We start from the raw sequence: 17,160 nt of genomic DNA on the forward strand, positions 1-17,160 counted from the left end.
CCGTCGAGGCTGTTGTCCTGCGCATCCCGGAGGGGCGCCGCGGCCGCCGTCGGGGCGAGCCCCAGGTGCAGCCCATCCTGGTCGCGGGCGTCCAGCCCGGGTTCCCCGGCCGCAAGCCCGAGGCGTGGACCCGGTGGGTCCTGGACGGCCTCGGGTACGACGCCGACCTCGATGTCGTGGACGACCTGTTCCCCGGCTCGGGCGCCGTCACGGACGTCCTGTGCGCGCCCACTCTCGCGCTGGCCGGGAGCGCCTCTGTCCGTCCCGACTCCGACGAGGTGACCGACCGATGAGCGCCGAGGCCAGCATCTTCAGTGACGCAGCCCTCGACAAGCAGGCCCGGGCCGCCGAGCTCAGGGCAAGGGGTGAACGAGTCCCCGCCTCCCTGCTTCTCGGCATCAAGGGGCCCCGCACGCAGCCCACGGCCGGGGAACGCTGCTGCCGCTGTGGCATCGACGCCCGACCTGCCTACGGCGGCGACGGCCACTTCTGCGAGATCCACGTCGGCCGCGAATGTGTCATCGGCGAGGACTGCGACTGCCCCACCACCACCGAGCCCGAGGAGGGCACCGCATGAGCACCACCGAGACCCCCGACCCGCTGGTGGCGCTGATCGAGGCGCACGCGGACGTCTTCCACGACGGCGAGTGCCGGTGCGGTCTGATCTACACGACCGACCAGCGCGAGGAGGGCTACGGTGCCTGAGCAGCAGCCCGAGACTGAGGCGAAGGTCTGTTCCTGGTGCGGCGCCAGGCGGGCCATCCTGGCCTACGGCGCGGCCTTGCCTGACGGAACTCGAAGCGTCGCTTTCATCTGCCATGAGTGCGACGGCCCCACCTTGGAAACGATGTGGGGGGCCGCTGGCGACCAGTCTGCGATCGCCGCTTGGGTCGCGGCGCAGGGTCGCCAGACTCGGCCCGCTCAGCAGGCCGCCGACGACCAGCCCGAGAACGGCGCTGTCCGTCCCGACTCCGACGAGGGGGCCGGCCGATGAGCGCGTGCCCGGTCACGTGCACGTCGCTGCCGATGCCATCGCCCTATCCAGGTTCACCGGGATCGCCGGCTACCGCACCGCCGACGGCGTGATCCACCTGTCCCGCGCCGACGCCCAGGAGTGGCTCTGCGAGCAGCGACAGGCCCGTCAGAACTCCCGCCCCACCACCACCGAGCCCGAGGAGGGCACCGCATGAGCACCCCGAAGACGTTCCGCAAGAAGCCTGTAGAGATCCAGGCCATGCGCCTGGTCGGCGACAACGGCCGCATACACGCCGTCTACAAGTGGGTCGAGGAGAACACGCAGGGCTCGTTCGACCCGATGGCTGCCCAGATTCCGGCGAGCGGCGTCAGCATCGACCCGGCTACGGGGTACATGCTGATCGCCACCCTCGAGGGTGTCATGCAGGCCAAGCCCGGCGACTGGATCATCCGCGGCGTCCAGGGCGAATTCTATCCCTGCAAGCCGGACATCTTCGAGGCCACCTACGACGAGGTGTCCGCATGAGCGAGACCGAGACCGAGACCCCTGACTCGCTGGTGGCGCTGCTGGCCACCCACGAGCTCGCCGAGCCGGACATGAGCACCATCTGCGAGTGCGGGTTCTTCGACTCCAACGTCGACCACACGCAGCACATCGCCGACGTCATCCGCGCCGCCGGGTGGGTGCAGCGGGACGAGCGGTCCTACCTGGGCCGGCACGTGCTCGAGCGGACCGGGATGCGCACCCGCATGGTCGACCTGCCGCTGCACCGGACCGAGGCCGGATACCCGACCTGTTCCACCTGCGACGGCGGCGGCTGTCACGACTGCACGGACCCCGCATGAGTCGGCCCGGATCCGACGCTGCAACGGCGGCTGCCGCGTTCCCGTCACGTAGCAACCCGGAGGCGGATTCCATTGGCATTGCCGCCCGTCGGCCCGGATCGGAGGCAACTCATGGCTGACGAGACTGACCGGAGTGCCAACGGTCGCCCGTTGCGGACTCACGACAGGGCCTGCACCCCAGATGACCACTACGACCACACCGTCCTCCACGACTCGCTGTGCCCGGCGTGCGGATGCTGCTGGGGGTGCGACGAGGACTGCTGCGCCGAGGCGTTCTGCTCCAACCAAGAGTGCGGATGTGCCCAGCGATACCGAGTCGGTCGGCCCGGACAGACGCGACCCGACCAGGACCCCGGGAGCCCGTCGTGACCAGCGTCGGGCCCGCCGTCATCGACGAGCTGCGGCGCATCCTCGACGACCGGTCCCTGCGCACCAAGCGCGGCGAGGTCAGCGTCACCGGCCTGCGCGCGCACATCGACCGCCTGGTCGAGCAGCAGCACGAGCTCATCGCCGACGCCACCATCCTCGCAGCCGACGGACCCGAGCCGGCCACCGCCGTCGCCCAGCTCGACCGCATCGACGGCAGCGACCCCGAGACGGCGCACATCACCGCGGACGGCGTCCTGCTGGCCGAGGTCCCGCCCGACGTTGCCGCCGCGTACCAGCGGGTCATCGACCGCTGCTCCTGGTGGGCCGGCGCATGAGCATCCTCAACTTCGTCCGATCCGCCATGGAGAACCCGGTCGTGCACCGGCTGATCTGGCGCCCGCTGGCCGCGTCACGGCTGCCGGACCAGGCCTACTACTCGCTGCTCGACCGACTCACCCACAACGACGGCTGGCGCCCGCTCAACAGCCTCAGCTGGCGCGAGGTCGCATGGGCAGGCCGAGAGCCGCTGCTCCCGGCGCCGCTCACCCCGTGTCTCCGTGAGGCGCGGGCCGCGGCCAACCGCGCGATCGGGGACCGGTTCCTCGCCGATGGCATCCCCTTGCCCTTCACCCGCTCGTTCGGCTTCGGCCCGTTCCACCTGATCTACGGCCGCGACGGGACCCTGCAGAACCGCCTCATCGTCACGCGGTGGTACGTCGACGCGACGGTGCGCGGCCGGTTCATCAGCGTGGGGGCGCTGTGAGCAGCCGCGGGTACCGCTGTCCCTCGTGCGGCAAGACCTCGTGGCCCACCCGCCACGCCGCCGAGGACGCCATGGATCGGAACCACCCGCACGACTCCGGCCTCCACGCCTACCAGTGCGGCCCCCGCTGGCACTACGGCCACCCGAAGGGCACGAAGAAGCCCAAGAAGCGCACCCGCCTCAGCCCACCCCGCACCCGACGCTAGGAGCCCACCGTGCGACACCTGAACATCACGCAGTGCAGGCGCTACCTCGACGACCTCGCCGCCCTCATCGGCGGCCTGGCCGGCGCCGCGCTCATCATCTGGCGCTGGCGCTACACGCAGCCGAAGGCCACGCCGGTCATCCCAGCCAGTGCAGCGCTCGCTCCCGCGCAGATCGCCGCCTTCCGGCGGCTGGTCGAGCGGCGGGAGCTGATCCACCAGGCGGCGGGCAAGGCAGCGGGACGCAGCGACTACCACGGCGAGGTCGGGCGGCTCAGGGACCAGATCGCTGAGACGCGACGCAGGATCAGGGGCGACGGCTGATGGCCGGCGCAGCAGTCCTCGGCCTGACGGTGGCCATCCTCTGGATCGCCTCCGCCTACAGCCGTGGCCACGGCAAGGGAGGTGACCGACCGTGGACGACGTGACCCACGACCTGCTCCGGGAGCGCTACGCCCGGTCCCCCTGGTGGACCAACGACAACGCCCGGGCCCGGGCCGCACACGCCGGAGCCGACCGCCGCTCCGCCCCGGTCATCGTCCGCGACGACGACGAGACCTGCCGTGCCCGGCTCGAAGCCCTGACCGCCGCAGCTCGGCCCGCCCGGCGGATTCCGGTTGGTGCGCCGATGCCAGAACGCTCAGGCAGCCGACGCGGCGATCAAAGCAACCATCGCGGCGGCGAAGGGCGTTAGTGCGGCAGCCGTACCTAAGCGCTGGAGCCAAGAGGCTCGCTTCTCAGCCGGTGCTGCCCAGTCGAGGACCGTGTCGACTAGAGGCAGAGCGGCGAACGATCCGGCAACCCCGATGCCGAACAATGCTCCGAACAACACCAACGCATTCTCAGCGCCGTTGGAGACTACCCAGAGCGCCGACACCTCTCCCAAGATGATGAGCAACATTCCCACCAGGAACCCGAGCACCACCCAGGTCGGTAGCGTGGGCTCCGCCCACCGTTGCGAGACAGCCCGCATCTCGATTATTCCGGTGAGCAACAGCACCGGGATGATCTGTGCAACCAGCGCGTAGAAGTCAGTCGAGAGAACCACTGCGGCACCCTAGCCGTTGTCCTTCCGCACCTGACGCCTGGTCTGTTGCCGGACTCAGCCAGCCTGACCAACGTCGTTCGGCAAGCCGCCCGAACCATGCTGTGCGAGCCTTGTGCCGCCGGATGGTGGGCTGCTGCATGCCTGTTCCGTTCGGTTTCGTGTTTCCACGTGGCCGCTCCTCGTTCGACCGGCCGCAGGAGCACGGGCCGGAGACCCTCGTGTTTCCGCCGTCGACGCGGCCCTGCCCTGGGGGCAGGTGCGGGCCCGGGTCGACGCTCTGGCGCGGGTGGCGGTCGGGCTTGGTCTCCCCCGACCGGCCGTCACCCGTCGAGGGGGGGACATCCTGAGCAAGCGAGTCTGCGCCGAGCCGGGCTGCCCCCGGCTCGGCCACTCGTCCCGCTGCGCCGAGCACACACGCGCTCGAGACGCCGCGCGCGGCCGCCGCCAAGCCCGCGGCTACGACGCCGACTACGACGCCACGCGTGCCGCCTGGCAACGCCGCCTCGACGGCGGCGCGCACGTCACCTGCTGGCGCTGCGCCGCAGCCGGGAATCCCCACCCGATCGACCCCGTCCAATGGACACTCGGGCATTGCGACAGCAACCGGGCCGTCATCCACGGCCCCGAGTGCCCCGCCGGCAACTACGCCACCGCCGGCCGCCGCGGCACCAGCTGCCCGCACCCGAGCCACCACACAGGGGGTGGCCATACCCCCTCCCCACCCCCCTCCTGAGGACCGGGGGAGAGGGCGCTCCGAGGCGCGGAGGGTTCAGAACTTTCCGGGCTCCCCCCATCGGGGACCCGGCGCAGGTGGCCGGCGCGATGCCGGCCGCCGTCCCCGTCACGCGGCGCGATGCCGCACCCAGGAGATCGCCATGCCCAAGGGTGGAGCACGTCCCCGGTCCGGCCCTGCGCCGGACCCGAACTCTGGCCGCAGCGAGAAGCGCGGCTACTCCCCGACCGCGCTGCCGTCGGAGGGCCGCAAGGGTGTGGCCCCGCCGTTCCCGCTCCCCCGGATCGACCGGTTCGTCACGGTCGCCACCGAGGGCGGGAAGTCGCGGCAGCCCGACAAGGCGGGCACCACCGCGTTCCGCAAGCGCGAGCTGCAGGTGTGGCGCGAGGTCTGGAAGACACCGCAGGCCGTGGCGTGGCAGCGAGACCGCTGGCGCTGGCCGACCATCGCGGAGTTCTGCCGGCTGAAGGTCATCGTCGAGACGGAGCCCGAGGCGAACGCTGCGCTGGTCGCGCGACTGCGGGAGTACCGCAACGAGATCGGCCTCTCCCCCGACGGCATGCGTGCCAACGGGTGGGCCATCGCCGTCGACGAGCTCGAGCAGCGGACGGCGCCGAAGGCGACCAGCGCCGCGAAGTCGAAGAAGGCCGCGGCCGAGGCCCCGGCGCCGACGCGTCGGCTGAGGGCAGTCGGTGGCAACGGCGGCTGAGCCCGCCTCGTTCGTCGTCGACTTCGCCACCCTCGGAGACCTGGCCGACGCGTGGATCACCCGGCACTGCCGCGTCCCGGACGGTTTCGCCCGCGGCCGGCCGATGAAGCTGGCCGACTGGCAGTTCTGGTGGTGCGCGAACCGGTACCGCATCCGCGAGGACGCCGTCTTCGTGGACCCGGCCGTGGTGGCCGATCTCCTCGAGCAGATCGCCCTGGGCGACTCCGACGAGACCATCACGAACGACGACGTGCCGCTGCTGAACCAGGCGTTCCAGTACCGGCAGACGCTCGTGGTCGCTCCGCAGAAAACCGGCAAGGGCCCCACCTCGGCGGCGTTCGTCGCGTTCGAGGCGTGCGGCCCGTCGGTGTTCGCCGGGTGGGCCCAGGCCGGCGACGTCTACGTGTGCTCCGACCACGGCTGTGACTGCGGCTGGGAGTACGAGTACCTGCCCGGTGAGGCCAAGGGGATGCGGCACCCGTCGCCGCTGATCCAGATCACCGCCACGTCCGAGGACCAGGCCGACAACATCTACCGGCCGCTGCGCGCGATGATCAAGCTCGGGCCGCTGCGGCACCTGCTCGCGGTCCGCGAGGGCTTCATCCGCATCCTCGGGCTCTCCGACGACGACGACCTCGACCGCATCGACGTCGTCACCGCGTCGGCGAACTCCCGCCTCGGCAACCCGATCTCGGACGCCGAGCAGGACGAGGTCGGCCTCTACTACCGGTCGAACAAAATGATCAACGTCGCCGAGACCCAGCGTCGCGGCGCGGCCGGCATGGGCGGTCGAACCCACGCCACCACGAACGCGTGGGACCCGGCCATGAACTCCTACGCCCAGCAGGTGTACGAGTCCGGCTCCGACGACATCTTCGTGCTCTACCGCAACCCCGACCTCGAGCCGTCGCTGTGCGACGCGGACGGCCGCCCGATCTCGTTCAAGACCAAGGCCAACCGGCGTCGGATCTTCGAGTGGGTCTACGAGGGGTCCTGGTGGGTCAACCTCGACTCGATCGAGGCCGAGGCCGCCGAGCTGATGAAGAAGGACCCCGCCCAGGCGGAACGTTTCTTCGGGAACCGGCTCGTCCAGGGCACCGGGTCGTGGCTCCCGCTGGGGCTGTGGGCCGGCGCCTACGCAGGGAAGGTCACCGCCGATGCCTGACCAGGTGTGGATGCCGAACCCGCCCGCCGGCGTCAGCGTGTGCGGCGGCTTCGACGGGTCCCTGAACGACGACTGGACGTGCATCAAGCTGGAGACCCGCGAGGGCCTGCTGTTCACGCCCCGCTACGGGCCGTCGCGGCGGCCGACGATCTGGAACCCGGCCGAGTGGCCGGACCACCGCATCCCCCGCGCCGAGGTCCACGAGGCGTGGCGAGAGATCGCCCGCACCTGGCGGCTGCTGCGGGTCTACGCCGACCCCGGGTTCCACGACGAGACCGACTGGTCCACCGAGATCGAGGACTGGGACGTCGAGCACGGGCCCGACGTCTTCGTGCCCTGGCCCACGAACCAGATCGGCCGCATGTACCCGGCGCTGCGCCGGTTCGAGGCCGACCTCGAGACCGGGGCGCTCACCCAGGACGGCTGCCCGATCACCACCACCCACATCGGCAACGCCAGCAAGCTCGCCAAGGGCGACCGGTACTTCCTGGGGAAGCCGTCGCAGACCCAGAAGATCGACGCCGGCGTCACCAGCGTCATCTGCCACGAGGCCGCGGCCGACATGCGCGCCGCCGGCTGGCCCGACGCCGAGCTGCCGCCGCTGATCTTCGGCATGTGACCACAGACCGCCCCGGAAGCCGCTGACCGCACCACCACGACCAGGACGGAGGTCCCGCGATGCCCACCGTGATGCAGTGGACGAAGCGCCTCCTGGCCAAGATCGAGGACCAGAAGCGGTACGCCGACCCCTTCGAGAAGCGGTACTGCAACGAGTACGTCCTGCCGTTCCTGGCTCGCGAGTACGCCGAGGTCTACCCGGGGCTCGTCGTGGCGTCGGCCGATGGTCGGGTCACCGACCGGGTCCTGACCGGCAGCCTGCACTCCATGCTCGACATCCCGAAGTCGGGCACCGCCGGCATCGTGGTCGACGCCCTCACCGAGCGACTCGGCCTGGCCGGCATCGGCGCCGAGGACAAGGCAGCCGACGGCCTCCTCCGGGCCGCGTGGGACGACAACGACCTCGACGTGATGCACCACGAGGGCCACCGCGAGTCCCTGATCGGCGCACGCGCGTTCGCGTCCGCCGCCCGGTCGACCACCGACGACCAGAAGGCCGTGGTCGGCATCGAGTCCGCCACCCAGGCCGCCGTGATCCGCTCTCAGCAGGTCCCCTACAACGTCGTGGGCTACCTGAAGACGTGGACCGACGAGTGGACGAACCAGCGGCGCGGGCTGCTGCGGCTGCCCGGGTACGACCGGGACCTGGCCGAGTCCGAGACCGAGATGCGCGACCCCGAGGGCTCCAGTGAGACCTCCCGGTGGCAGGTCGTCGGAGAGCCGCGGCCCACCGGCCTGACCGAGGTCCCGGTCGTGGAGCTCGCACCGCGTGGCCGGCTGATCAAGGACCCCGTCTCCGAGATCGCACCCATCGCGTCCCTGATCGACATCGTCGACTTGGTCGAGGGCCTCCTCGTGTTCGCCGGCCACTTCGGTGCCGTCCCGATCCGCTACGTCGAGGGTCTGGAAGTCCCCCGGGACCCCAAGGACCCGTCGAAGCCGCTCCTGGGGCCGGACGGGAAGCCGATGATCGGCTTCAACCCGCGCGCGGACCACACGTGGTTCGGTGGGAAGGGTGTGAAGTTCGGCCAGCTCGAGCCCGCCGGCCTCGCGTCGTTCGTGACGTGGGCCGAGCACGCCTCGGCGAAGGTGCGCGCGAAGACCGCCCTGGCGTCGACGTACTTCTCGCTGGACCTGAAGTCGCACATGTCCGCTGAGCTGCTGAAGACGGACGAGGCGCCGATGGTCCGGCGCGTGAACCGGATGGGCCAGCACGGCAGCCTCAACCAGTCGTGGCGGCGTCTCGGGAAGCACATCCTGGCGATCGAGTCTCCCAGCACCCGCACCCGGGTCACGCCGCGGTGGGTCGACCCGGAGACCCGGATCGAGTCGCAGTTGGTCGACCAGTTCACCAAGCTCACCGCCAGCGGGCTCGGTGTCGCCGCGGTCGCCGAGAAGGTGCTGCACTGGGACACCGAGACCGTCACGGCCGCCGTCGACGAGTACGAGGCCACCCGCTCCCGGCGCCTCGCCGAGGAGCAGGACCCGCTGGAGCGTCTGAGCAGGGACTTCCTCGGTGACAACGCCTCGCTCGTCAGCTGACTACTACCGTCGTCAGCAGCGGATCACCGCCCGGCTCATCACTGCGCTGCGGCTGGTGTGGCGCCGGATGGAGCCCCGCGGGTCGTGGGAGCAGCAGTACACCGACAACGGCATCGGGACTCAGCTGGCCACGCTCGTCGGCGCCGCCCAGGTGGCCGCCGCCCGCGAGGCCGACTCCTACATCGCCGCCGTGGTCGTCGAGCTCGGGCTCATGCCGGAGGCGTCACCGGGCGTCGTCGTCCCCTCCACGTTCGCCGGGCTCGCCGGCGACGGGCGGCCCGTGCAGTCCCTCATGGCGCTCTCCGTCCCCCAGGCCGGGCGGCGCTTCAACGAGATCCGCAGCACCGCCCTCCGCACGGACACTGAGCCGGCTGAGCGACCCGACGAGGTCAGCGACCTCACGTGGGCCGCGATCCGGGCCGACCAGCAGGCCGCGGCACGGCTCCGCGAGGAAGCCTGGCAGCGCGAACAGGACACGGCCGCACAGGCCGCGCTCGACGACACCATGAGGTGGATCGAGCTCTCCGCGGCCACCGTGCTCGCCGACACCGCCCGGGCCGCCGAGTCTGCGGCCACCGTCAGCCACCGCGAGATTGACGGCTACGTGCGGATGCTGAACCTGCCCTCCTGCGCGCGCTGCGCGGTCCTCGCGGGGAGGTTCTACCGGTGGAACGACGGGTTCGAGCGGCACCCCGGATGCGACTGCCGGCACATCCCCGTCAGCGAGACCGCTGCCGGAGACCTGACCGTCGACTCGACCGCCTACTTCGAGTCCCTCCCGACCGCGCAGACGCTCGAGGCCCGGCACCCGGACCTGACCGTGGCGCAGCGCCGCAAGCAGGGGCTGCTGTCCCAGGAGGACATCTTCACCGTCGACGGGGCACGCGCGATCCGCGACGGCGCGGACCTCACGCGCGTCGTGAACGCCCGCCGCGGCATGACTACCCCCGCCGCCCGGCTCCGCCCCGGCGCCCGGGTGATGCCGGAAACCATCTACGCCCGCGCCGGCGACGACCGCGACGAGGCGATCCGACTGCTCCAGCTCGCCGGCTTCATCACCACCACCTGACTTCCCGACCCGCGACGGGCGGAGAGGCGCACGGCGCCGCGCACAAGCGCGCCCACGAAGGAGACGCGATGTCCCCCACCACCCAGCCGCAGCACCCGACGATGCGGCACCCGCTCACCGGCCGGCCCCTCCAGGCCGTCGGCGTCCTGCCCAACGGCCGCGTCGTGTGGCCCATCCTCGGCGGCGACGACACCGTCCCGCCGGTCGAGCGCCCCGACGGCGTCTCGGAGGAGGAGTGGAACGCCCTCGGCGACCCCGGCCGCGCCGCGCTCAACCGTGAGCGCGAGGCCCGCCAGACCGCCGAGCGAGCGCTCGCCGCTTCCCGCGCCCGGCCCACGCCCCCGAAGCCCACCGCCGACGGCCAGCAGGCCACGCCGCAGGGCGGCCAGCAGCCGAGCGGGACCAGCGAGCTCGACATCGACGCGATCGTGAGGCAGGCCGTCGCCGCGGCCGTGAAGCCATTCGAGGACCGTGAGTCCGAGCGCGAGGTGCAGGCCAAGGCTGACGCCGTGCGCACTGCAGTCCTCGACGCAGCGAAGAACCGCCTCCACGACGCCTCCGACGCCCTCGCGCACGTCGACATGACGGCCGTCATCGACGACAAGGGCGTCGCGGACAGCGCGAAGGTCGCCACCGCGCTCGACGACCTTGTCGCCAAGAAGCCGCACCTGGCCAAGCCCGCCGTCCGCCAGGCGCCCTCCGGGATCGGCGGCGGTGCCCCCGCGAACCAGACGGAGGGCGAGAAGGTCGCGGCCGCGCTCGCCCGGATGCAGACGTCCCTGAACCTGCGTCCCGCCGCCACCAGCGGCAACTGAGACCCCCGGTTCCCGTAGGCGCGAAGCCACGACCACCGGACCCATCCGGACACCCAACCCGAGAAGGAGAACGACGTGTCCAACTTCGCGCCCAAGCGCACCAGCTACGACACCGGCGACCGCCGGTGGCTCCGTGACCCCCACAAGTCGGAGCGCCACGGCGTCACCGTCGCCCCCGCCGACGTCACCGCCGACAGCGACGGCCTCGTGCTCTCCGGCTCCCTCGTCGACGGCCAGGGCCTCGTCCTGGACGACTTCGTGATCAAGGCCGGCGAGAGCCACCTGATCTCCGTCGTGCACGCCGGAACCGTGGACCGCCGGTACCTGCCGGCCGCCCTCGACCTGGCCCAGGAGACCGCTCTCTCGCAGAACGGCATCTCGTTCATCAACGGCACCGTGCCGGTCGCCTGACCGCCGCCCAGAGACAAGGAGTTCTGACCCATGCAGATCATGGACCTGGTTCCCGACCTCCGCCCCGTCATCCTGGCGGCGCGGCAGGTGCGGGACGAGCGGAACAGCCTCGAGCGGTTCCTCCCCAACGTCGCCGTCCAGGCGCTCAGCTACCGCCTCGGCCGCCGCCGCAAGGTCGACCAGACGGTCCCCGTGCGCGCGTTCGGCTCCCCCGCGACCCCGATCCGCCGCCCCGGCATCGTCGAGGTCCGAGGCGAGCTCCCCGCGGTCACCCCGATCGTGAACCTCACCGAGACCGACCTGAACCTCGAGTTCATCCTGGCCCAGCAGCTCAACGGCCAGCAGGTCGACTGGTCGCCGTGGGTCGAGCAGGCCGCCGGCCTGGCGGCCCTGGCCACTGACAACACCTACGAGCTGATGCGCGGCCAGGCGCTGTCCACCGGCATCGTCTCGCTGGCCACCGAGGACGGCGAGGTCCACGAGGTCGACTTCGGCATCGCCGCCGAGCAGAAGATCGCCGTCGACGCCGGCGACAACTTCTGGGACGCGTTCGAGGCCGGGCACGAGGTCTTCCACGACACCTCCGGCGCCGCCGCGGGCGTGTTCGTGACCACCGCGAAGACCTACCGCAAGGCGCTGTCCTCGCTCCAGGCGCTGTTCCCGCAGCAGCCCGTGGGCCAGACCTCGCTCAACGCCTACGCGGCGGACCGCGGCCTGCCGTCGATCACCACCTACGACCGGGTGCTGCGCGCCGAGGACGGGTCCAAGACCCGGATCTACCCGGAGGGCTACGGCACGTTCCTGCCCGCCGGGGACAGCATCGGCCGCACCGAGCTGGGTGTCACCCAGGAGGCCGTCCAGCAGGTGCAGGGCCAGATCCTGTCCCCGCTCGAGGTCGCCGGCATGACGATCCAGACGCTCGGCCAGGACAACCCGGTCGAGCGTGCCGTCAAGGCCGCGTCGGTCGGGCTGCCGGTCATCCAGGACAACGAGGACATCGTCATCCTGTCCGGCCTCGAGGGCACCGTCTGATGCGTCGCCTCACCCGCACGCTGATCGCCCGCGGGGTCGTGTACCCCGTGGGCACCAGCGAGGCGGACATCCCCGGCACCGTCCACCGCGACGACGTCTGGGACGGCCCCCGCACGGCCGACCCGGCCCCCTCCTCGGGGCCGGGCTCGGCCGAGCCGGCCGAGCCCGCCGGCAAGTACGACGGGTGGCGCATCGACCGCCTCCGCAACGAGGCCACCGCCCGTGGCCTCGACGTCCCGGACCCGAAGGACAAGGAGGCCATCCGCGCCTCCCTGGTCGCCGACGACGCGACCTCCTCCTGATCCACCACCGCGAAGGGAGACGTACCCGTGGACAACCCGGCCACCACCACTGACCTGACCAACCGCGGGTACGTCATCCCCGACGGCTCCCCGGTCGCCCAGACCCGCCTCGACGAGGCATGGGACGCGCTCCAGCTCGAAGTCCCGTCCATCGTCACCAGCATCGAGAGCGGCTGGGTCACCTCCACCGCCGTCGCTGCGGTCGTCGCAGCCGCGGCGCTCCGTGTGCTGCGGAACCCCGAGGGCCTCGTGCAGGAGTCCTCCCAGATCGACGACTACAGCGAGTCCTGGCGCCGCAGCGACGCCACCGAGGACATGTACTTCACCGCCGCCGAGCGGCGCCGTCTCACCCCGCCCTCGGCCAACCTGCCCAGCGCCGGCTCGATGAAGTACGTCCGGTGAGCCTCAACGACACGCTCGCACGGGGGCGCGCCAAGGCCGAGGCCCGCATGACCTCGACGTGCACCATCCGTCGCGCCGGCGAGCTCGGCCCCCGGGACGATGCAGACGGCACCCGCACCCGGAACTGGGACGACATCTACGTCGACCTCCGCTGCCGGATCGGCGGCAGCAGCCGCGGCGCGGCGACCACGCGGCGTCTCGACGTCGGTGGAGATGTCGACGTCCAGGCCGCGGCCCGGGTCGCCCACATGCCGTGGGACACCACCGACCTGGCCGACGGAGACCTCCTCGAGGTCCTCACGGGCGACTGCGCCGGCCTCGTCTTCCGCCTCACCGAGACCGACGGGCAGGACCAGGCCACCGCGCGCCGCATCCCCGCCGTCGCCACCCAGCGCCCCGAGGAGTGGTCATGAGCCGCATCCGGGTCGTGAACCACCTCGACGATCTCGCCCGCGACACCCGGGCCATCGGTCCGTTCGTGGCCCGCCGCAGCGTCGGGATCGTCCGCGACGGCGCGCAGGCCGGATCGAGCCTCGCCAGGGACTTCGCCCGCGAGTCGGCCGGCCGTCACGGCAAGCACTACCCCCGGTCCATCCGCCCCGAGACCAGCAAGCCGTTCTTCGGGTTCGGCATGGCCGTCTACTCGGCGCAGTACGGGCCCGTGGCGTCCGCCCGGCAGGGGTGGATGTCGTTCGAGAACGGCTCCCGCAACCAGCCGCCGCACGGTGACCTGGCGAAGTCCGCCGACATCGTCGGCCCGGCCCTGCCCGGCGAGGTACGGAACATGCTGCGCGAGGCGTTCTGGAGGGCCGGCCAGTGAGCACCCCCGACGCCGACGCGATGTTCGACGCGATGCAGGCCACCATCGAGGCCGCCATCAGCCTCACCGGCGCGCAGTGGCGGGTCTTCGACTACGGCACCGTCCCCACGCCCCTCCCCCGGGTCTACTTCCTGCTCTCCGTCGAGCCCATGGCCAACCCGGTCGGCCGGCGGATGAGCGGCGACGACGCCCCGAAGAACCTGTGGCGCATCACCGTCCGCCAGTGCGCGAAGGAGCCCAGCGAGGCGCGCTGGGCCATGGGCCGCACCGACATCGCACTGCGCGGCGTCCGGGTGCCCGTGGACGGCGGCGTGACCACCCCGATCCGGTTCGAGCGCGCCCAGGCGCCCGAGCCGACCGACGACCGGCGCAGCGAGGGCCTGTCGTCGTGGACCTGCTCGCTCTAGGAGGAGCACATGGCACAGGCACTCGTCCGCGTCCGCATCGGCCGCCGCGAGACCACCGTCGGCGCGTCCTACGCCGCCGCGAAGGGGCTGACCGTCCTCGAGGACGAGCCCACCACGAACCCGGACGGCACCCGCCGGCGCGACACCCGCGTCGGCGGCCGGTCGACCAGGAAGCGCAAGACGTCCGTCTCGGCCGAGGCGGCGAAGAAGGCGGCGGGCAACGAGACCGCCCCGAGCAACCAGGAGTAACCGATGCCCGTTCTGATGCCCGACACGACCAGTAGCTTCGGCTCGCAGTCGCTCGTCATCCTGACCTCCGAGCCCGCGTCGCTGACCGCGATCACCGCCGCCGAGGTCACCGCCGGCGACAACATCACCTGCCACATGGTCGGCGACTGGTGGCCCACCGCGGCGACCGCGAAGGTCAGCAAGCAGCGGAAGATGTGCCAGACCAAGACCGCCACCGCGCTCGGCGAGACCACCTGGGACACGCCGACCCTCATGTACACCTACAACCCGCAGAGCGTCGGCACGCCCGGCGCCGACGGCAACGAGGCGTACGAGGCGCTGGCCGAGGGCACCACGGTGTGGCTGGTCCAGCGGCTCGGCAAGTCCGGGACCAGCGACCTCGCGGCCGCCGACGCCTACCGGGTGATCCCCGTCGAGCTCGGCCCCCAGGTCCCGGGTACCTCCGCCGACGACGCGGGCGGCGAGTTCGTGATCTCCCAGGAGGTCGCCTTCGCCGACGGCCACGACGCCCCGGTCGACGGCGTCATCGCGGCCTGACCCACCGCCACCCCTTGACGACGGGCGCCGCGCCGGGCTGACGCGGCGCCCGTCTTCCACCCGCACCACCCTCAGCCCCAGCCCACCCCTCAGCCCAGGGAGAACCCGTGCCCAAGTCCCTCGCCGAGCTCACCGCCGGCACCCCCAGCCGCCCCGAACGCCCCGCGACCGTGGTCGTCGGCGACGGCGTGAAGTTCCTGGTCGAGATCACCAACCTCCAGACCGAGTTGGAAGACCTGCTGCGCGAGCGGATGGCCGAGCCCGGCGCCGCCCGAGGCCCCCGCAAGATGGGCGAGGGCGCCGACGTCATCGAGCTCCAGCAGAAGATCGCTGCCGCCGCCGACGCGATGGGCGAGTACGAGGGGCGGCTCACCGTCCGCGCCACCCGCAGCGACGGCGAGTGGCGCCAGTGGGTCGACAAGCACCCGCCACGCGCCGAGGGTGAGCCCGGCCGGAACCGCGACGTCGAGCTCACCGGCTTCGACGACGGCACCCGCACCTGGGCCCGCTGCAACGCCGACGCCCTCCTCGATGACCTGGCTACCTACGTCGTGGCGTGGGAGGACGAGCCGCTGGCCGAGGGCCAGTTCGACGCCCTCGGCGTCTCGCCCCCCGACAAGAAGATCCTCGCCCGCACCGTCATCGGGATCTACGAGGACGAGGCGGTCGACATCCCAAAATGGCGGCGCGGCTTGTCTGGGATGCAGACGAGCGCGCCCTCCTCGAGCTAGCCAGCAGCCTCGGCATCTCCCGCCGGCGAATGCTCGGGTGGGAGCCCGCCGAGACGCACGAGCACTACGACGCCGCCGGCAACCTCACCGGCACCACCGTCGTCACCCGAGAGCCGGAGTGGGACGACGACGAACGGCGACGACTCCTCGCGCTCGCGGCGTACCACGAGCAGACCTGCGACCGCGGCCACCACCCGGACGTGGCCGGTGACCCGCACCTGTTCTGGACCTTCGAGGACAGCCGCTGCCCGCTGTGCGCCGAGATCGACAAGTGGCAGCGCATCCAGCACGACCGCGACGCCAAGGCCATCCGGCAGCTGGGCGACGAGCCCAGCCCGTTCATCCCGCGCCCCGACGACGGGCGCAGCACCTACCTGCGGCGGATGACCCCCGACGAGGTCACCGCCCGCCGACAGCACTGAAGGAGGCGACGTGGCCGTTCGCAGAGAGTCCGTCCTCCTCGAGCTCGAGGACCACTTCACCACCGGCATGGCCAAGGCCGCCGCCGCCACCGCGGCGCTGAACCGGAACCTCCATGACCTCGACGGGACCAGCACCTCCACCAGCGGTTCGGTCGCCGACCTGGACCGCAGCATCAGCGAGTCGTCGGTCTCCACGGAGCGCGCACGCGCGAAGACCGGCGAGTACACGCTGGAGATGGCCCGCGCCGACGTGAAGTCCCGCGAGCTGCGCAAGACGCTGCGGGAGCAGGCCCTCGCCGAGCTCCAGGCAGCCGACGGCGCCGACGAGCTCGGCGACTCCCTGAACCGCAGCGGACGCGACATCGACCGCTACTCCGGGCGGCTGCGTCTGCTCGGCGAGGCCATCGTCATCCTCGGCCCCACGCTCTCGCCCATCGCCGCCTCGCTGGTCCCGGCCGTCACCGGCCTGACCGCCGGTCTCGGCGCGGCTGCTGCTGGTGCGGCGACCGCGATGATCGCCGTGCAGGGCCTCGGCGACGCCGTGACGGCCCTGGACGACTTCCAGAACGACCCGACCGAGGCGACCCTGGAGAAGCTCCAGGAGACCCTGTACAAGCTCGGCCCCGAGACCCAGCACTTCGTGCGGTACCTCAACGCCCTGCAGCCCGTCCTCGCGCAGATCCGCGACACCGCCGGCGCCGGGCTGTTCCCCGGCGTCGAGTCCGCCCTGGACCGGCTCCAGACCGACGTCCCGGCCGTCACCAGCTTCGTCTCCGACCTCGCCGCCACCCTCGGCCGCCTCGCTGACGACGCCGCCGCGGCGCTGGTCGGAGACGACATGGAGGCGTTCATCTCCTACGTCCGGTCCGACACGGTCCCGATGATGGACTCCTGGGCCCGGTCGACCGGCAACGTCGTCGTCGGCCTCGGCCAGCTGATGGCCGGCCTCGCGCCCCTGTCGCGGGACTTCACGTTCGGGTTCGAGGACATGA

30 protein-coding genes are annotated in these 17,160 nt (G+C 71.8%); 29 read left to right on the forward strand and 1 reads right to left on the reverse strand.

The features are described from left to right. The 11 genes from M8330_RS20605 to M8330_RS20650 form a co-directional block, all read left to right on the forward strand. Positions 1-293, forward strand: a 293-nt coding sequence (locus M8330_RS20605) for a hypothetical protein (RefSeq protein WP_250828863.1), incomplete at its 5' end; no start/stop codon positions are given. Then, positions 290-577 carry a hypothetical protein gene (locus tag M8330_RS20610; RefSeq protein WP_250828864.1) on the forward strand — a complete coding sequence of 96 codons (288 nt, stop codon included), beginning with the start codon at positions 290-292 and terminating at the stop codon, positions 575-577. The genes M8330_RS20605 and M8330_RS20610, both read left to right, overlap by 4 nt. Next, on the forward strand, positions 574-705 hold the full coding sequence (locus tag M8330_RS22230; protein ID WP_284705028.1) for a hypothetical protein: 132 nt from the start codon (positions 574-576) through the stop codon (positions 703-705). Before M8330_RS20610 ends, M8330_RS22230 begins: the two co-directional genes overlap by 4 nt. Then, complete coding sequence (locus M8330_RS20615) at positions 698-994, forward strand: hypothetical protein (protein ID WP_250828865.1); 297 nt, start codon at positions 698-700, stop codon at positions 992-994. The genes M8330_RS22230 and M8330_RS20615 overlap by 8 nt, the downstream gene beginning before the upstream one ends. A 4-nt stretch (positions 995-998) precedes the next feature. Beyond that, positions 999-1,190, forward strand: coding sequence for a hypothetical protein (locus M8330_RS20620; RefSeq protein ID WP_250828866.1), 192 nt, complete (start codon positions 999-1,001; stop codon positions 1,188-1,190). Continuing rightward, on the forward strand, positions 1,187-1,501 hold the full coding sequence (locus M8330_RS20625) for a hypothetical protein (RefSeq protein WP_250828867.1): 315 nt from the start codon (positions 1,187-1,189) through the stop codon (positions 1,499-1,501). Before M8330_RS20620 ends, M8330_RS20625 begins: the two co-directional genes overlap by 4 nt. Further along, entirely contained in the window at positions 1,498-1,821 is a 324-nt protein-coding gene (locus tag M8330_RS20630) for a hypothetical protein (RefSeq protein WP_250828868.1), read from the forward strand. The genes M8330_RS20625 and M8330_RS20630 overlap by 4 nt, the downstream gene beginning before the upstream one ends. 365 nt (positions 1,822-2,186) lie before the next feature. After that, entirely contained in the window at positions 2,187-2,525 is a 339-nt protein-coding gene (locus tag M8330_RS20635; protein ID WP_250828869.1) for a hypothetical protein, read from the forward strand. Next, the gene (locus tag M8330_RS20640; RefSeq protein WP_250828870.1) at positions 2,522-2,953 is read left to right on the forward strand and encodes a hypothetical protein; all 432 of its coding nucleotides are present in this window, start codon (positions 2,522-2,524) and stop codon (positions 2,951-2,953) included. Before M8330_RS20635 ends, M8330_RS20640 begins: the two co-directional genes overlap by 4 nt. Then, positions 2,950-3,159 (forward strand): hypothetical protein, encoded by a 210-nt coding sequence (locus tag M8330_RS20645; protein WP_250828871.1) that lies wholly within the window; start codon positions 2,950-2,952, stop codon positions 3,157-3,159. Before M8330_RS20640 ends, M8330_RS20645 begins: the two co-directional genes overlap by 4 nt. Positions 3,160-3,168: 9 nt before the next feature. Continuing rightward, complete coding sequence (locus M8330_RS20650; RefSeq protein WP_250828872.1) at positions 3,169-3,480, forward strand: hypothetical protein; 312 nt, start codon at positions 3,169-3,171, stop codon at positions 3,478-3,480. Between the two features lie 316 nt (positions 3,481-3,796). Here the strand turns inward: M8330_RS20650 and M8330_RS20655 are convergent, their stop codons facing one another. Then, positions 3,797-4,204 (reverse strand): hypothetical protein, encoded by a 408-nt coding sequence (locus M8330_RS20655; RefSeq protein WP_250828873.1) that lies wholly within the window; start codon positions 4,202-4,204, stop codon positions 3,797-3,799. Positions 4,205-5,079: 875 nt separating this feature from the next. Between M8330_RS20655 and M8330_RS20660 the strand changes: the two genes are divergently transcribed. The 18 genes from M8330_RS20660 to M8330_RS20745 all read left to right on the forward strand — a co-directional run. Next, entirely contained in the window at positions 5,080-5,646 is a 567-nt protein-coding gene (locus tag M8330_RS20660; RefSeq protein ID WP_250828874.1) for a hypothetical protein, read from the forward strand. After that, positions 5,630-6,811 (forward strand): terminase large subunit domain-containing protein, encoded by a 1,182-nt coding sequence (locus tag M8330_RS20665; RefSeq protein WP_250828875.1) that lies wholly within the window; start codon positions 5,630-5,632, stop codon positions 6,809-6,811. The genes M8330_RS20660 and M8330_RS20665 overlap by 17 nt, the downstream gene beginning before the upstream one ends. Further along, complete coding sequence (locus tag M8330_RS20670) at positions 6,804-7,430, forward strand: terminase large subunit domain-containing protein (RefSeq protein ID WP_250828876.1); 627 nt, start codon at positions 6,804-6,806, stop codon at positions 7,428-7,430. Before M8330_RS20665 ends, M8330_RS20670 begins: the two co-directional genes overlap by 8 nt. 59 nt (positions 7,431-7,489) lie before the next feature. Then, positions 7,490-8,971: a hypothetical protein gene (locus tag M8330_RS20675; protein ID WP_250828877.1), complete on the forward strand. Its 1,482-nt coding sequence runs from the start codon at positions 7,490-7,492 to the stop codon at positions 8,969-8,971. Next, positions 8,946-10,040: a hypothetical protein gene (locus M8330_RS20680; RefSeq protein WP_250828878.1), complete on the forward strand. Its 1,095-nt coding sequence runs from the start codon at positions 8,946-8,948 to the stop codon at positions 10,038-10,040. The genes M8330_RS20675 and M8330_RS20680 overlap by 26 nt, the downstream gene beginning before the upstream one ends. A 68-nt stretch (positions 10,041-10,108) precedes the next feature. Further along, complete coding sequence (locus M8330_RS20685) at positions 10,109-10,855, forward strand: hypothetical protein (protein WP_250828879.1); 747 nt, start codon at positions 10,109-10,111, stop codon at positions 10,853-10,855. 75 nt (positions 10,856-10,930) lie between these two features. Beyond that, positions 10,931-11,266, forward strand: a complete 336-nt coding sequence (locus M8330_RS20690; protein WP_250828880.1) for a hypothetical protein — start codon at positions 10,931-10,933, stop codon at positions 11,264-11,266. A 30-nt stretch (positions 11,267-11,296) separates the two neighbouring features. Then, the gene (locus M8330_RS20695) at positions 11,297-12,298 is read left to right on the forward strand and encodes a major capsid protein (protein ID WP_250828881.1); all 1,002 of its coding nucleotides are present in this window, start codon (positions 11,297-11,299) and stop codon (positions 12,296-12,298) included. After that, positions 12,298-12,600: a hypothetical protein gene (locus tag M8330_RS20700; protein ID WP_250828882.1), complete on the forward strand. Its 303-nt coding sequence runs from the start codon at positions 12,298-12,300 to the stop codon at positions 12,598-12,600. Before M8330_RS20695 ends, M8330_RS20700 begins: the two co-directional genes overlap by 1 nt. A gap of 27 nt (positions 12,601-12,627) precedes the next feature. After that, a complete protein-coding gene (locus M8330_RS22610) occupies positions 12,628-13,002 on the forward strand; it encodes a hypothetical protein (RefSeq protein ID WP_250828883.1) in 375 nt (124 codons plus the stop codon). Further along, entirely contained in the window at positions 12,999-13,415 is a 417-nt protein-coding gene (locus M8330_RS22615; RefSeq protein ID WP_250828884.1) for a DUF6093 family protein, read from the forward strand. The genes M8330_RS22610 and M8330_RS22615 overlap by 4 nt, the downstream gene beginning before the upstream one ends. Next, a complete protein-coding gene (locus M8330_RS20715; protein WP_250828885.1) occupies positions 13,412-13,822 on the forward strand; it encodes a hypothetical protein in 411 nt (136 codons plus the stop codon). The genes M8330_RS22615 and M8330_RS20715 overlap by 4 nt, the downstream gene beginning before the upstream one ends. Then, the gene (locus M8330_RS20720; protein ID WP_250828886.1) at positions 13,819-14,229 is read left to right on the forward strand and encodes a hypothetical protein; all 411 of its coding nucleotides are present in this window, start codon (positions 13,819-13,821) and stop codon (positions 14,227-14,229) included. The genes M8330_RS20715 and M8330_RS20720 overlap by 4 nt, the downstream gene beginning before the upstream one ends. 9 nt (positions 14,230-14,238) lie before the next feature. Beyond that, a complete protein-coding gene (locus M8330_RS20725; RefSeq protein ID WP_250828887.1) occupies positions 14,239-14,478 on the forward strand; it encodes a hypothetical protein in 240 nt (79 codons plus the stop codon). 3 nt (positions 14,479-14,481) lie between these two features. Then, the gene (locus M8330_RS20730; protein ID WP_250828888.1) at positions 14,482-15,015 is read left to right on the forward strand and encodes a phage tail tube protein; all 534 of its coding nucleotides are present in this window, start codon (positions 14,482-14,484) and stop codon (positions 15,013-15,015) included. Between the two features lie 107 nt (positions 15,016-15,122). Continuing rightward, a complete protein-coding gene (locus tag M8330_RS20735; protein ID WP_250828889.1) occupies positions 15,123-15,746 on the forward strand; it encodes a hypothetical protein in 624 nt (207 codons plus the stop codon). A gap of 29 nt (positions 15,747-15,775) precedes the next feature. Next, positions 15,776-16,168 (forward strand): hypothetical protein, encoded by a 393-nt coding sequence (locus M8330_RS20740; RefSeq protein WP_250828890.1) that lies wholly within the window; start codon positions 15,776-15,778, stop codon positions 16,166-16,168. A gap of 10 nt (positions 16,169-16,178) precedes the next feature. Then, positions 16,179-17,160: hypothetical protein (locus M8330_RS20745; protein WP_250828891.1), on the forward strand; the 982-nt coding region annotated here is incomplete at its 3' end.

This window comes from Nocardioides bruguierae (genome assembly GCF_023656415.1).
In the GTDB taxonomy this organism is placed as follows: domain Bacteria; phylum Actinomycetota; class Actinomycetes; order Propionibacteriales; family Nocardioidaceae; genus Nocardioides; species Nocardioides bruguierae.

Bases quoted from the DNA above. Each gene is read 5' to 3' on its own strand.
- M8330_RS20610 (WP_250828864.1), top strand. From the start codon at position 290: ATGAGCGCCGAGGCCAGCATCTTCAGTGACGCAGCCCTCGACAAGCAG.
- M8330_RS22230 (WP_284705028.1), top strand. From the start codon at position 574: ATGAGCACCACCGAGACCCCCGACCCGCTGGTGGCGCTGATCGAGGCG.
- M8330_RS20625 (WP_250828867.1), top strand. From the start codon at position 1,187: ATGAGCACCCCGAAGACGTTCCGCAAGAAGCCTGTAGAGATCCAGGCC.
- M8330_RS20630 (WP_250828868.1), top strand. From the start codon at position 1,498: ATGAGCGAGACCGAGACCGAGACCCCTGACTCGCTGGTGGCGCTGCTG.
- M8330_RS20640 (WP_250828870.1), top strand. From the start codon at position 2,522: ATGAGCATCCTCAACTTCGTCCGATCCGCCATGGAGAACCCGGTCGTG.
- M8330_RS20660 (WP_250828874.1), top strand. From the start codon at position 5,080: ATGCCCAAGGGTGGAGCACGTCCCCGGTCCGGCCCTGCGCCGGACCCG.
- M8330_RS20670 (WP_250828876.1), top strand. From the start codon at position 6,804: ATGCCTGACCAGGTGTGGATGCCGAACCCGCCCGCCGGCGTCAGCGTG.
- M8330_RS20675 (WP_250828877.1), top strand. From the start codon at position 7,490: ATGCCCACCGTGATGCAGTGGACGAAGCGCCTCCTGGCCAAGATCGAG.
- M8330_RS20685 (WP_250828879.1), top strand. From the start codon at position 10,109: ATGTCCCCCACCACCCAGCCGCAGCACCCGACGATGCGGCACCCGCTC.
- M8330_RS20695 (WP_250828881.1), top strand. From the start codon at position 11,297: ATGCAGATCATGGACCTGGTTCCCGACCTCCGCCCCGTCATCCTGGCG.
- M8330_RS20700 (WP_250828882.1), top strand. From the start codon at position 12,298: ATGCGTCGCCTCACCCGCACGCTGATCGCCCGCGGGGTCGTGTACCCC.
- M8330_RS20715 (WP_250828885.1), top strand. From the start codon at position 13,412: ATGAGCCGCATCCGGGTCGTGAACCACCTCGACGATCTCGCCCGCGAC.
- M8330_RS20725 (WP_250828887.1), top strand. From the start codon at position 14,239: ATGGCACAGGCACTCGTCCGCGTCCGCATCGGCCGCCGCGAGACCACC.
- M8330_RS20730 (WP_250828888.1), top strand. From the start codon at position 14,482: ATGCCCGTTCTGATGCCCGACACGACCAGTAGCTTCGGCTCGCAGTCG.
- M8330_RS20740 (WP_250828890.1), top strand. From the start codon at position 15,776: ATGCTCGGGTGGGAGCCCGCCGAGACGCACGAGCACTACGACGCCGCC.